Source organism: Moorena sp. SIO4G3 (genome assembly GCF_010692305.1).
GTDB lineage: Bacteria > Cyanobacteriota > Cyanobacteriia > Cyanobacteriales > Coleofasciculaceae > Moorena > Moorena producens_A.
In genome coordinates this window covers 1-13,708 of the sequence record NZ_JAAHIG010000246.1, presented here as the reverse complement: position 1 = coordinate 13,708, position 13,708 = coordinate 1, and the positions used below count along the sequence as shown (strand labels likewise).

10 protein-coding genes and 2 pseudogenes are annotated in these 13,708 nt (G+C 41.9%); 6 read left to right on the top strand and 6 right to left on the bottom strand.

Annotation, left to right across the window (positions count from 1 at the left end; genetic code table 11):
• Window positions 1-176: 176 nt before the first annotated feature.
• From F6J99_RS30895 to F6J99_RS30885, 3 genes and pseudogenes are all read left to right on the top strand, one after another.
• Window positions 177-1,376, top strand: coding sequence for a saccharopine dehydrogenase family protein (locus F6J99_RS30895; protein WP_293118678.1), 1,200 nt, complete (start codon window positions 177-179; stop codon window positions 1,374-1,376).
• Window positions 1,377-1,384: 8 nt separating this feature from the next.
• On the top strand, window positions 1,385-2,524 hold the full coding sequence (nspC, locus tag F6J99_RS30890; protein WP_293118676.1) for a carboxynorspermidine decarboxylase: 1,140 nt from the start codon (window positions 1,385-1,387) through the stop codon (window positions 2,522-2,524).
• Between the two features lie 119 nt (window positions 2,525-2,643).
• A pseudogene (locus tag F6J99_RS30885) lies at window positions 2,644-3,690 on the top strand (agmatinase family protein).
• 207 nt (window positions 3,691-3,897) lie between these two features.
• On the opposite strand, the gene F6J99_RS30880 reads toward F6J99_RS30885, so the two are convergent.
• Genes F6J99_RS30880 through F6J99_RS30870 form a run of 3 tightly spaced genes read right to left on the bottom strand, consistent with a single transcriptional unit; the run spans window position 3,898 to window position 6,629 of the window.
• A complete protein-coding gene (locus F6J99_RS30880; RefSeq protein WP_293118674.1) occupies window positions 3,898-4,545 on the bottom strand; it encodes a class I SAM-dependent methyltransferase in 648 nt (215 codons plus the stop codon).
• Window positions 4,546-4,561: 16 nt separating this feature from the next.
• Window positions 4,562-5,830, bottom strand: a complete 1,269-nt coding sequence (locus F6J99_RS30875; protein ID WP_293118672.1) for an aminotransferase class III-fold pyridoxal phosphate-dependent enzyme — start codon at window positions 5,828-5,830, stop codon at window positions 4,562-4,564.
• 55 nt (window positions 5,831-5,885) lie between these two features.
• Window positions 5,886-6,629, bottom strand: coding sequence for a hypothetical protein (locus F6J99_RS30870; RefSeq protein WP_293118670.1), 744 nt, complete (start codon window positions 6,627-6,629; stop codon window positions 5,886-5,888).
• Window positions 6,630-6,932: 303 nt separating this feature from the next.
• Here F6J99_RS30870 and F6J99_RS30865 point away from each other — a divergent pair.
• The 3 genes and pseudogenes from F6J99_RS30865 to F6J99_RS30855 form a co-directional block, all read left to right on the top strand.
• Window positions 6,933-7,097, top strand: a pseudogene (locus F6J99_RS30865) (agmatinase); the annotation flags it as partial.
• 49 nt (window positions 7,098-7,146) lie between these two features.
• The gene (locus F6J99_RS30860; RefSeq protein WP_293118668.1) at window positions 7,147-7,932 is read left to right on the top strand and encodes a Sir2 family NAD-dependent protein deacetylase; all 786 of its coding nucleotides are present in this window, start codon (window positions 7,147-7,149) and stop codon (window positions 7,930-7,932) included.
• A 133-nt stretch (window positions 7,933-8,065) separates the two neighbouring features.
• Window positions 8,066-8,215: a hypothetical protein gene (locus tag F6J99_RS30855; RefSeq protein WP_293118666.1), complete on the top strand. Its 150-nt coding sequence runs from the start codon at window positions 8,066-8,068 to the stop codon at window positions 8,213-8,215.
• Window positions 8,216-8,921: 706 nt separating this feature from the next.
• Here F6J99_RS30855 and F6J99_RS30850 read toward each other — a convergent pair.
• The 3 genes from F6J99_RS30850 to F6J99_RS30840 form a co-directional block, all read right to left on the bottom strand.
• The gene (locus F6J99_RS30850; RefSeq protein ID WP_293118664.1) at window positions 8,922-10,838 is read right to left on the bottom strand and encodes a bromoperoxidase; all 1,917 of its coding nucleotides are present in this window, start codon (window positions 10,836-10,838) and stop codon (window positions 8,922-8,924) included.
• A gap of 385 nt (window positions 10,839-11,223) precedes the next feature.
• Entirely contained in the window at window positions 11,224-13,452 is a 2,229-nt protein-coding gene (locus F6J99_RS30845; protein WP_293118662.1) for an SMP-30/gluconolactonase/LRE family protein, read from the bottom strand.
• 64 nt (window positions 13,453-13,516) lie between these two features.
• A complete protein-coding gene (locus F6J99_RS30840) occupies window positions 13,517-13,663 on the bottom strand; it encodes a hypothetical protein (RefSeq protein WP_293118660.1) in 147 nt (48 codons plus the stop codon).
• Between the last annotated feature and the right edge of the window lie 45 nt (window positions 13,664-13,708).

Sequence of the window (13,708 nt, the reverse complement as noted above, 5' to 3'; positions counted from 1 at the left end):
TATTACCTATTACCCATTACCTATTACCCATTACCTATTACCCATTACCTATTACCCATTACCCAGATTTAGTACAAATGTTCTGCATAAGTGACATGCTCCCAAGTCGATATCTGTTATTATTAGTGTTGATAATTAAAAAATAAATATCTATATTAACTAACAAGAGTGCAGTTATGGCCAAAGTTCTTATTATTGGTGCAGGTGGAGTGGGTAATGTTGTTACTCAAAAATGCGCCCAGTTGCAAGATGTTTTCTTGGAGATTCTCCTAGCAAGTCGGACTAAGGCAAAATGCGATCGCATTGCCGCTACTATTGCCCATCCCTCATTACAAACAGCCCAAGTCGATGCAGATAACGTTGCAGAAATGGTGGCACTCATTAAGGATTTTCAGCCTGACATAGTTATCAATGTAGCTCTACCGTATCAAGACTTACCGATTATGGATGCGTGCTTAGAAACAGGAGTAAATTATCTCGATACTGCTAACTACGAACCTCCTGATGAAGCCAAATTTGAGTATAAATGGCAGTGGGATTACCACGAAAGATATAAACAAGCTGGGATTATGGCTGTGCTTGGATGCGGATTCGATCCTGGAGTCACAGGAGTCTTTACTGCCTATGCCCTCAAGCACCACTTTGATGAGATTCACTATCTAGATATTGTAGATTGCAATGCAGGGGATCATGGTCATCCCTTTGCTACTAATTTTAATCCTGAGATTAACATCAGAGAGATTACCCAAAAAGGAAAATACTATGAAAACTCCAATTGGGTAGAGGTTGAGCCGTTCTCAGTGCATCGGTCAATCAATTATCCAGAGATTGGCCAGAGGGAGTCATACCTGTTGTATCATGAAGAGCTTGAGTCTTTAGTAAAACACATTCCCACCATTAAACGGGCTCGCTTTTGGATGACTTTCAGTGAAAGTTATCTGACACACCTGCAAGTTCTCCAGAATGTAGGATTAACTAGTATTGAACCAATTGAGTATGAAGGGCATCAAATCGTCCCCTTGCAATTCCTCAAAGCTGTTCTACCTGCACCATCTTCACTAGGTGAGAACTATGAAGGTCAAACATCTATTGGCTGCCATATTCGAGGAATAAAAGACGGAAAACCAAAAACCTACTATATCTACAATAACTGTGACCATGCAAAAGCTTATCAAGAAGTAGGGGCACAAGCTGTTGCTTATACAACAGGAGTACCTGCAATGCTTGGTGCAATGCTAGTCTTAACTGGCGAATGGCAAGGTGAGGGAGTCTTTAATGTGGAACAACTTAACCCTGATCCTTTTTTGGCAAAGCTGGGAACCTATGGTTTACCTTGGCATGAGTCAATTAACAACTCAGAAGAATTTGGGGATTAATAAGCAAGATGATTGATTATTCCCAAATCCCATCCCCCTGCTATGTGCTTGAGTCCGAAAAGCTGATTGAGAATCTTGAGTTAATTGACTCGGTTCAGAAAAAAGCAGGAATTACGATCATTCTTGCCTTGAAGGGGTTTGCGATGTTCAGTGCCTTTCCCATTGTGAAACAATACTTACAAGGTACTACTGCTAGCTCTCTGTTTGAAGCAAGGCTAGGGCGAGAAGAGTTTGGTAAAGAGCTCCACCTTTACTTGCTTGCCTACCAGGAAAAAGAATTTCCAGAACTGATTCAAGGGGCAACACATATCTCGTTTAACTCCCTAAGCCAATGGGAGCGATTTAAAGAAAAAACTCTCTTGACCCAAGTATCACCGGGTCTGCGCATTAATCCAGAGTATTCTCCGGTGGAACCGGAGATCTATAATCCCTCGTCTCCCTTATCTCGTCTAGGAATACGCGCTGAAAAATTAGGTGATAAGTTACCGGAGGGCATTGAAGGGTTACATTGCCACAACTTATGTGAAAGCGACTCACAGGCTTTAGCACGTACTTTAGAGCAGATTGAAACCCTGTTTGGGCATCACCTTCCCCAGATCAAGTGGCTTAATTTAGGGGGAGGACATCTGATCACCTCTAAAAGCTATGATATCGAACACCTAATCCAAGTTTTGACCCGTTTTAAATCCCGTTATCCTCACTTGCATATTTATCTGGAGCCTGGATCGGCAGTGGCATGGGAAACTGGGGTACTCCGAGCAACAGTTCTTGATCTGATTGAAACTTCAAACCTGATTATTGCCATGCTTGACGTCTCATTTACCGCTCATATGCCTGATTGTTTGGAGATGCCTTATAAACCTCGCATTCGAGGTGCAAGAGATCCGCAACAGCAAGAGCCTAGATACCGGATGGGGGGTCTTACCTGCCTTGCAGGAGACTTTATGGGCATGGGAGATTACTACTTTGAAACGCCTTTGCAGGTTGGTGACACAATTGTTTTTGAAGATATGATTCACTATACGATGGTGAAGACTTCTATGTTTAATGGCGTAAAACATCCAGGAATTGGCATTATCCGTACTGATGGTACTTTTAACTTGGTTAGAGAATTTTGCTACGAAGATTATAAGAGTCGATTATCTTAGGCAAATTGCCATGGGAACTAACCCAAATCATGGGTTATACTAAATCCGCTTTTGAAAGTATCACTAGGTATAAATTATCCAATTTTTTGACTTGTGGCAAACTTGTGTAACTAAAACAAATGAATCAAGCCAGTTTTAATCCTAATGAGATTACTGTGCCCAATGGTTGCTTCTTTGGTTTTTCCTATTCGGTGGAAGAGGCTGCAATTGTTATTATACCTGTACCTTGGGATGTCACTACATCTTATCGAGAAGCTACAGTCAATGGTCCCCAAGCAATTTTAGATGCTTCACTGCAGTTAGATTGGTACGACTTTGATCTACCCCAAGCTTGGCAAACTAAGTGCGGGACTATACCCATTAACTCAGATATTCAAGATAAAAATCGTACCATGCGAGCGATCGCTAAGGAGATTATTGGAGATCTGGAAACAGGTGGTAATGTTGATGATGATGCGATCGCCAAACAGTTAGTAACGGTTAATCAAGCCTCAGCTACTCTGAACCATTGGGTTTATACTCAAGCGTTAGAATTGCTCGAGCAAGGCAAACTAGTCGGTGTCGTTGGTGGAGATCACAGTGTACCTCTTGGCTTAATGCAAGCCTTAGCACAAAAACACGAAACATATGGTATTTTACAAATTGATGCCCATGCAGATCTAAGGCTTGCCTACGAGGGTTTTACTTATTCCCATGCCTCGATCATGCACAATGCTTTGAGCATACCTCAAATTAGTCGCTGAGTTCAGGTGGGCATTCGAGATGTTTGTGAAGCAGAAATGGCAATGGTGAATAGCGATAGCCGAATTGTCATGTTTGATGACTGGAAGCTTAAAGCCAACGCTTATGAAGGCATCACTTGGGCAGCTCAGTGCGATAAAATTATCTCTAATTTACCTGACAAGGTTTATATTAGCTTTGATATTGACGGTTTAAATCCTTCCTATTGTCCCCATACAGGTACTCCCGTACCAGGTGGCTTAGAGTTTAATGAAGCAATTTACTTGTTGCGATTACTAGTTAAAACAGGTAAAACAATTATTGGTTTTGATTTGTGTGAAGTTGCTCCAGGTGATGGTGGAGATGAGTGGGATGGCAATGTAGGAGCTAGAGTTCTCTATAAATTGGCTTGTTTGAGCATCTCCTGCAATAAAGAGCTTGGTTGAACTACAGGTATAGCGCTGCGTATTAACGTTAGGACAAGCTCAAGTCCTGAAACCTTACAGGCAGTATACTTCTGCCTCCTGCCCTCTGCCTGGCGCGTAGCGCTATACCTCTGGCAAAAAACGTTCTCCCTCAATGGTCTTAAGGTTAAAATCTTGCTTGGCTGTGGGGCTAGGCTATCACTAAAAACCTAAAGCAGAATGAGGTTTTCAAGAGTCACGAAGCACACGATAAACAAAAGCTTTAATAGTTGCTGTTTCAGAAACCAACGGAATATTTTTAAATGGCTTAGAATGTTCTACCAGTTGGCACCAACCTTCTTTCTCTAAAGTGTCTATTTGCGCTTGAATGGCATCAATATAAGAAGCAACATCAACTCGAATGGTGACAATAATAAAACCTTGGGGTTTGACAATGCGCACGAATTCATCAAATGATTCAGGGGGTGCATGGTTAGCGGAAAAAGTACCAGCACTCACAACTGCATCAAACTCATTATCTGTAAAAGCTAAAGGTTCCCCCAATACCATTTGTCTCAAATCTTGATAGACTTGCTTTTTCCCTGCCCTTTCTAACATACCCAGGGATAAATCAATACCCACTAGATTGGTATATCCTAGAATAGCCAGAAGCTCTCCTACCATTCCTGTACCCACGCCAGCATCTAATATATTGGCATCATTGGATGGGACAAATCTTCCCACCAATCCATTGATTACAGCAGGAGGGTTATAGCCAAAGCTGATAACACTTTCATCATACTCTTGTGACCAATGATCGTAGACATTGGATAAATCTTGGTTATTTTGAGCAGAGCTTACTTGTTCCAAGCAATCAGATTTTTCAGTTTGCATCATCAATTATCCTGTCATTTTAGATAGCTAAAATATATTCCTTCAAGATAGTTCTTAAGCGGCTTGCCATATCGTCAATATCTTGCCGTGTAGACACCAAAGGAGGTACCACAGGAATAACATTATTTTCCGCAGGTCGTCTGAATAATAAACCATATTTTCTGGCAAAAGGAGCAAGATTAGCTGCGTCATGCTTATCAACAAGCTTCACTCCATACATATAACCACAGCCTTTCACCTGCTCAACAATCTCAAATTCATCATCTAGAGTTTGCATTTGTTGAGAGAAATAATCAGCGTTATTCTTAACATGATTGAGAATTCCCTCGCTATGCAAAATATCTAGAGTTTTACTGGCTGCTGCACAAGCAATTGGATGTCCTCCGTGGGTAAAGCCATGATTTAATGTCACATCTTTACTCATAAATGGAGCAGCAATTTTTGCTGTCACTAAGACTCCTCCTAGGGGAGCATAGCCTGAGGTGATGGCTTTAGCAACTGTAATTAAATCTGGAACAATACCTAGACCCTGATAGGCAAATAAGTCACCAGTCCGCCCATATCCAGTGACAATCTCATCCAAAATTAGCAGAATATTGTGAGTAGTGCAAAACTTTTTTAGTTCTTGAATGAGTTGAGGTGGGATGGGAATAATTCCTCCTGCTGCAATCACAGGTTCCATGACAATAGCAGCAACGGTTTCCACATTCTGAGCTAAGATAGCCTGTTTGGTTTTGTCTAAATACTCTGTCCAATTGTCTTGATTAATCTCATAGGACATGGGAATCTCAAAGCTATCGGCAGGAATGGGACCAACATTTTTACGAATGGAAGGAATACCCATAATGCTCAAAGCACCCAGTGAAACTCCATGATAGGAGTTGCTGAAATGACCCACTTGAGTTTTTTGAGGATTACCTGTCACACAGTGATAAGCACGGCTAATTTTGAGGGCTGTCTCAATCGCTTCCCCTCCCCCAGAAGTGTAGAAAAACTTCGAGAAATCGCCATTGAGATAGTTTAAGAGTTTATCGGCATAGTCAACAGCAGCTTGATGGGCGCGACTAAATAGGGGTAAACAGGCAATTTCTCTGGCTTGGTTCATCATTGCCTCAATGATATCCTCTCGCCCGTAGCCCAGGCTTAAACTCCACAAGCAAGCATTGACATCCAAATAACAATTGCCCTGCTTATCGTATAGATAAATACCTTTTCCTTTGGTGAGAATAAGCGGGTTTTCTAAAAACTCGCCCATGTTGGTAAAAGGATTCCAAACTGGATAAGACAAACTTGTTCTCCTCAAAGATTTATAATTATCTTGCTAATTTATATAGAATTTTAGTTTAATCTGGCACAATTCTATGCTGGTACATTTGTTGATAAAAGGGTAAACTATAATCATAAAGTTCTCGGATTCTGTCATTGTTAGTCACATTTTCTTCGTATTGGTTAATACTCCCGCTGTAAATTTTACTGCTCGATGCCACGTCAGCGTGCCAGATTTTCCAAACATCCCACTGTTGATTATAGGATGACCTCCACTGCAAAGCTGACCGAATAAATTTGATGTTTATTTTCTTACAATAGGAAGCGATGATTGCTTCTGGGTGGCTTTGCAAATCATCCGCATCAATCACCACTGGAATTTCACCTGATAATTCGATTATTTTTTCAAAGAGATAATATTGCTGCTGGTAACCAATTTCATCTTTAATGATATTGTGGTCTAAAAAATAATAGGAAGGGATTGACTTAGCTGGATCACGAATAATAAAAGTGTTAACCAATTTTTTCAAAAAGGACTCATCTTTTACAAGATATTCATAACAGTGATAAGCCATATCTTTCAAAAAAACAGGCTGTTGCGGTGAACAGTTTAGAATGTGGTTCTTAATATCTTCAAATTGTGTCGGATGTTCTGCATCAATAATCATTCCTGTAGGAAGCCCTTTTTTTTCTAAGACATAATAGACATAAGCAAAAGGTTCATGCAGAATTTTAAAGTCTCCCCGATTCATCATCATACGTTCAAAGGCAGTGGAAATAGACCGTGGATGTGACCACAGCACAACTATATTATTTTTCATTCTGAATCAAAATGATAACTGTTAACTCAAGTTGCGTATTTCAATATGTAACACTAAGCCAATACAGAATTCCTAATGAATTGAGCAGTTATTATGGCTTCATCTAAGGCTTGATATTGTGCCTTAGACCCAGTTAACAGCTTAGCTTCACTCACTATCATAAATCTATTTTACAACAAATCAATGCGGATCAGCATAAATCCTGCATTCTTGTTTATTGGTTGCAATTCATCTCACCGCCAAATCGAAGATTATGGCGGGAGCCTGAGGGGGTGACAAGGGGGTTGAAAGTTAGGCTGGGCGTGCCTTTGACGTTGGCGATCGCTAGTTCAAACAGGCAAAACAATTATTGGTTTTGATTTGTGCGAGGTTGCGCCTGGTGATGTTGGAGATGAGTGGGATGGAAATGTCGGAGCTAGAGTTCTGTACAAGCTTGCTTGTTTGCAGGGTGTTCAAATAAGTTGTTAACTCGAATCGAGAAATGTTCTAAAATTAGAATGTTGTGTTTTAGAAACTAATGGATGATATTCTGAGTGTTGTTGCTGATTGCATTCTCAAGGCAGAGTCTATTCTTTTCATTGTTGGAGCCGGTTTATCTGCAGACTCCGGGTTACCTACATATCGGGGTGTTGGTGGACTTTTTGAAGGTGTTCTCACTCAAGAAGGTATACCAATCGAAGAAGCTATCAGTAAAAACATGTTACAATCTTCTCCCGAAGTAACGTGGAAATATCTGTGGCAAATTGGAGCAGCCTGTCATAAAGCAAAATTCAATCGTGCTCATGAGGTCATTGCACAAATCGAGTCTTGGAAACCAGGTACATGGGTATTGACGCAGAATATAGATGGGTTCGAGCGCGCAGCCGGAAGTAAAAACTTGATTCAAGTACATGGACAACTCTCCGAACTATTTTGTGTAAATTGTTCTTACAGGACAACTGCAGAAGAACTCATAGCCGGATATAGTAAACCGATGGATTTACCACCAAAATGTCCAGCTTGCGAAGGATTAATTCGTCCGGATATTGAGTTATTTGGTGAACATCATATGAGTTCGTCGGAAGAAACTTTCAAGATCCTAGATAATGCTCCCATTGATCTCATTTTTTTGATCGGCACCTCCAGAGACTACCAATACATTACTAAACCTTTGTATAAAGCTCGTAGGTTAAATGTGCCCATAGTAGAGATAAATCCTGCTGAGACCGTACTTTCAGAAATAGCTAATTACCACATCAGATCTACTGCTGCCGATACACTAGATAAATTGTGGAATATATTCGAAAAACGACTGGTAAGCTAACTCTTTGCAGGGGTGGGAATAAATACCACTTTGCTTATCACTTCCTGGGAGTTTCAGTGAAGTCTAATGCTTCGATAATTAGCTTTTAAGTCCTTTATAAAATCCGATAATCTTTAAATTAGAAATTAAACTTATGCAAGGAAAAAATTTTATAACAGTTAATGGCAACCGTTTTCACTATATGTGGTTGCGCTTTAAGGATGACAACATGGTTCTAATGCTTGCTGTAGCTGGGATAGAGCTTTCAATCCTCGCTGAAAATCAAGCCATTTATGAGGCTTGAGACTCATCAGAGTCTGGGCAAGTTCTGACCACAAAGTCATCCCATTAACCCAAGCATGAGTCAATAATCCTATGGTAAAATCACGCTTGTTGTGGCTGAATTTGTTGTTTTCCTTTATATTGATACTTACTATCAGGATATGTACGGTTACAATGGATCGAAAAATTGGAATTCCATTCTTATAAAAGTCTGATGCTGCACTAGAAAAGTTAAACTTGATAGGCGATCGCTAATTGCATCAGGTCCAAATCCCTTGAAAATCACATTGGTGCTATTTGGTATTTTGTCCATCCCACATTCCGCACTTCGTTTTGTAGTACGAAAGGTGACAGAGCGGAGGGTCTTGCTGTCTAAGTATAAATACGGATGGAACAATCCCAGAAAAAGTCAAATCATCGACTTGTGGTCTATCCAGAGTTGGTATCTAAAAACTGTGTTAAATTCAGATGGAATCATCATAAAAAATATAGATCATCTTGGATTACAAGGGTCGATTATCTTAGGTTCATTATATCATTTTAGTATAATTACTCGTAAGCTATCAGCCGTCAGCTAATGCGCTACGCCCACGCTACGCGAAGAGCTATCAGCTGATAGTTTACAATTACCCTTAATCAAAATCTTCCCCATCTCCCCATCTCCCCATCTCCCCATCTCCTTAATGATGGGTATTCAAAGAAATCCCCATCATTAAGCAGGTCAGAGCTCAACGGGCACCGATCCGAATCACGTCTCCATCGAAGGTTGGCAGTGACAGCACAAAGGGATCAGTGGCATAGGTCAATGCCTGTTCTTCCAGAATACCGATGGCAATTTCTTCACCCATGCGCAAACTATCATAGTAGTCAGTAAAGTAGTGAACCCCAGCCATATTGCGACCAATGGAAATATTGGCAGCCAGTTTGTTCAACTCACCCTCCAGAGTCAGAAAATCCCTGGATCGCTCTGACACAAGTCTCGCCTCACCTTGCTTATGGCCAGACAGATCAGGGGCACGGAACACAATAGCCTGATCTTTGGGGCTATAGCGTTTAAATCTGATCTGTGTCCTTGCTTGTCGAGGTTTTGGGTTTTTGACTGGTGTTTCTACTAAAACTGCACTGGTATCAAAGAATGCCTTAAGCATGGTCACACATGCCCCAGCAACAGCGGCATGTCCTGCACCATAGGCAGGGTGCATGGGAGACCCTTCAGGAAATGCCATTGGTAGTAGATAATTCTGTGAGCCAGAGCCATTTTGATTGGCTAGTTCCAAAATGAAGTTGAGAGTACCGTTACTTTCTAGTTCACGTTGAAACCTTCTAATGTACTTGAGTAATGCTCTGGGTACACTAGCTTTAGCTTGTAATGGTAGCTCTTGAAATCGCCGTAATAGTTCAATCCGGGCTGCCAATGCCTCTGGTCGCAGGCGAATATGGTTATTGAACTTCTGGAAGCAGACAGCTTTGAGTGCTCGTGTGGCGACTTCAGTAACCAAAGTTAAGATGTGTGGACCGCCATAGAGGGCAAAACCAGCAGCATTGCGACGGGTTGCTGGATTAGCTGCTGCTACACCACCCCCAGAAAGATGATCAAAAGCGGGATCGAAGGGTGTTTGCATCCCCAGGAGAATGATGCAAGCGTTGAGATACGGTTCATAAAGAGCGTCGTAATGAACATAGGTGGCTAAATCCCGGGGAGTGGAGATAAATCGACGAGCTGGACGATCTGGTAGCTTAGGGTTTTGATCATTCTCTAAAACATAGCTTTCTCTGTCTTGCTTAATCCCACGCTGAACCAAGACATAGTCTTCCATGTTGGTCATGTAATCTTTGTTGGGTCTTGCAATGGGAACCTTTTGATCAATTTGCAAAGCACCATAGGTAATTTTCCCTTCTGCAACGTTGCCACCACCATTGAGATCAACATTACCTATCAGTAGAAACTGAGAGAGATAGGGACCGACTTCCACTCCTGGAGAAGAGCCTCGGAATACGGTTTGCTCATCAAGCCTGCCTTTGGAATTCACCTTCCGAGGTCGTCCAGTTTGGTTGCAAATATAGTCGAGGGCATTGAGACGATTGATTGAACTCTCGATTTTGCTATTCGCTCCTCTCTTCTCAAAGTCATTGAGGGGCTGATCCCGCAGTATGGCTAATTCGTAGATCTCTGCTATCTCAAAAATTAGCTCTGGGTTAGCCTTACCGCTAGCATCCATTAACGGTGGTGCTGGAGGCATGGTAACAGCTTGTGGATCGGGTCCGTTTAGCTCAAAGACAACCCCTGCAGTTGCTGCTTGCCATTGTCTAAATTGCTCAAGCAGATCAGGGTTAGTCTCAGGTTTAATAGTGTAGTCTTGACCTGTAAATACTACCTCAAATTTGGCACCATGACGTACCCGATCAGAGAAGGGATCAATAAAGCCATCATCCACTGCACGGCGAAACTCCACAAAATCCTGTGGGTCTTGTAGTAGCCCTGTATCAGGGTTGTGAGGTAGCCCTTTGGTAAAGGACATAAAATACTGATCATCAGCATGTCGCTGTTCATCCCCATTGGCTTTATGGGTAGGATAGTCACGACTTCTAGCTAGTTTTGCAGCGTCGAGGCGAACGTCAAAAGACTTCTCTGAACGATTTGTCATGGGAACTCCTTAGAAAAAATAATTTTGATATGTTTTTAAGATGTCTATTCAAATGTAAAAAGTAATTTATGACTCTGACAGTACCCACAAGGGTACTTTTTTAACCAAAAAAAATGGGTTGGTTTGTAAGCATTTAGCCGTCAGCTGTCAGCATGATAGCTAAAATAAATCTCTTCCGAAAGAATTTAATAGTTTGGGATTTTAGAAAATTGAAAGTCTGGAGAAAAGCCCAAGGCCAACGGCTGAGGGGTAACTGCACCTCAAGTAGCGTGCGTGGCACAGGCTTCTAGCCTGTGAAGTAGCCCATATGCTTAGGCAGAATATAGGCAGGAAAAGCCTTTTAAGTATTATCTTTAATGGGTTTTCCCTAACCTTAGGATAAATTTCAAAATTCGATATCGATTTCAAAAAGGTATCCTTGTCTATCAACTGGCAAATCACCTGCATACCAGGGTGCTAAGACTTTTCCCCCTAGCCAAGGCACAGCAGATGAGCAAGCAAACAATTTGCAGGGTGAGTCGGCAGTGCGATCGCATTTAGAATCAACAATGGTCACGCTGCTAATATTCATCACAGGTAGAATAATCTCTCTGACTCTTGCTTGAGATTGCGGATCGATACAGACTACTTTGCCACCAAACCAAAATGTGAGCCAAAGACGACCAGCCCCATCGACAGCCAATCCATCGGGTACTCCTTCACGTTCATCGGCAACAATAAATTTGTGATGGTCGTGAATATAGGGTAGGGTTGCTTCAGTGCGATCCGAATTGAGAACAAAGACATGAACAGACCGTTCTAAGCTATCCACAACATAGAGCGATCGCCCATCTGGTGATAGTCCCATGCCGTTGGCATAACCTAGCCCCGCAAAAACTTCCTGGACTTGCCCCTGGGGATTGCAGGCTAGCAGTGCCCCTGTTCCCCTAATTGCTGTGGCATCCTCATCGATGGTGTTGAACCAAATGTTTCCGTTTTTGTCAATAACTACATCATTGCAAACCAACTGTTTACCCTGATAGTCTTGGATAATTGGTATTATCTGTTTGGTATTGAGATTTAACTCCACCAGTCCCAATTCCCCAGACAACACCAACGTTTCCGTCCCCGATAGGGCAAGACCGTAACACAAACCAGGTAATGGGAACCGCTGCACCTTGCGGGTTGTTAAGCACAGTTGAATCAGCTGAGGATTACCGTAGTCCAGGCAGAATAGTTGATTACTTCTGGGGTCATAATAGAGTCCCTCACCCCCCTGGAGAACGCAGTCTTGGACCACGGCAATTTGATAGGCTGGGGAGCGCCGTTCTAGCAGTAATGCATTGCGTAGATGCTGACCATAAAACTGTAGGGCAGCTCGGTTAGAACCAACGAGGTTTAGTTCTGCCAGTGGAGTGGGATGATAGTAAGTATCTTTAATTTGGTCTGCTGCTTCACAATTAAAGGTAATCAGTTGTGAGCAACTAAGGGTTTGTTCCGCAAGGCTAAAATCCAACAGTGTTGAGGCGAGACCACTGTTACGAGTTGACAGATACAGGCGACAACTGGTGGGTGTTTGTTCTACTAATGTCTGGCTTGGAATATCTGGACAAATTCCCTGGGCTAATGTCAGAGCTGCTTTGGGTAAATTAAAATTCAAACTCTGCTGATACAAAAAGCCAAATGTAGCACTCATCCGGGCATTCATTTCAATTAAGACCGGGGAGCCTTGCTCTTGAAGCCAAAATTCAGCGCTGAAAAAGCTATTGTCCAAACCGCTATCTTGAATAAAATTAGCTACTCGTTCGTAAATAGCCCTTTGTTGTGCCTGACTCACTTGAGAGGGAAAGACATAACAATCCACTGACCCGTCTTTTGCTTCTACGGTATCCACTAAACCCAAATAATGAACTTGTCCTCTATAAACAAAGCCATCACAGGTTAAGGGTTGACCGGAAATCAGATCTTCAACTAAAAGCGGAACTTGAGATGTTACAGCTAAGGGGGATTTTGTGGCATCAACAAATGTTTGGAATAAATCTCGATACATTTGCCACCAAGGTTGATAAGCCCCCGCTAGATCTTTACATACCTGTTGTAATTGTTCAGGTTGATCGACCTTGCCACAAAACATCCCGTAACTAGAGCAAACTGGTTTAACAAATACGGGAAACGTCAACGTATTTACAATGTCCTTGTCAATTAAAATCTCTTTTTCATTTTCCAGTTTTACAACACTGTAACCGGGGGGATATGAGTCAATTTCACGGGCATAAAACTTATGAAAACACTGCAATATACTTTCAAGACGAGGGCCAAAGATATTGATGCTTTTACAAACCACGGCAGCTACTAAATTAGCGATATCAAAGCTGTAATAAACAGCTGCAATCTTATGTGCTTTGGCATAAGCGATCGCATCTTGGCAAAAGGCTACTAAATCGACTTGACCGTTGAGTTTAGGTGGCGTTGTTTGTAGACATGGATACTCTAGGCAATGAAAGCAATAAGCAGCAAAGTCAGCGCTATAAAATAACTGCTTCTCATCTTGAGATGGACACAAAACTAATACAGGAATTAGTTCATCAGGTTGATTAACTTCCTGGATTACAGTGACTGTTGCCACTTTCAGCATGAACTTAGAGGAGATAACGGGCTTATAGCAAGTCTTATACCCATGAGGTAGAAATTTTTAGGTTTTAGGGAGCAGGGAGCAGGGAGCAGGGAGCAGGGAACAGCGGATCTGGGAACAGCGGATCTGGGAACAGGGAAAAAATAATGTTTACCTCATAGCTATGAGAAACGCTATATTTGAATTTATGATAATCTAAGCTGGGTGATCGCAATATTGCCCGACAAACACACGAGTTAGTTCTTCACAGGGCTCACCA

Excerpts from the sequence above, each read along its gene's own strand:
- F6J99_RS30870 (WP_293118670.1), bottom strand. The coding sequence starts at position 6,629 with ATGAAAAATAATATAGTTGTGCTGTGGTCACATCCACGGTCTATTTCC.
- nspC (WP_293118676.1), top strand. The coding sequence starts at position 1,385 with ATGATTGATTATTCCCAAATCCCATCCCCCTGCTATGTGCTTGAGTCC.
- F6J99_RS30855 (WP_293118666.1), top strand. The coding sequence starts at position 8,066 with ATGCAAGGAAAAAATTTTATAACAGTTAATGGCAACCGTTTTCACTAT.
- F6J99_RS30850 (WP_293118664.1), bottom strand. The coding sequence starts at position 10,838 with ATGACAAATCGTTCAGAGAAGTCTTTTGACGTTCGCCTCGACGCTGCA.
- F6J99_RS30845 (WP_293118662.1), bottom strand. The coding sequence starts at position 13,452 with ATGCTGAAAGTGGCAACAGTCACTGTAATCCAGGAAGTTAATCAACCT.
- F6J99_RS30895 (WP_293118678.1), top strand. The coding sequence starts at position 177 with ATGGCCAAAGTTCTTATTATTGGTGCAGGTGGAGTGGGTAATGTTGTT.
- F6J99_RS30880 (WP_293118674.1), bottom strand. The coding sequence starts at position 4,545 with ATGATGCAAACTGAAAAATCTGATTGCTTGGAACAAGTAAGCTCTGCT.
- F6J99_RS30860 (WP_293118668.1), top strand. The coding sequence starts at position 7,147 with ATGGATGATATTCTGAGTGTTGTTGCTGATTGCATTCTCAAGGCAGAG.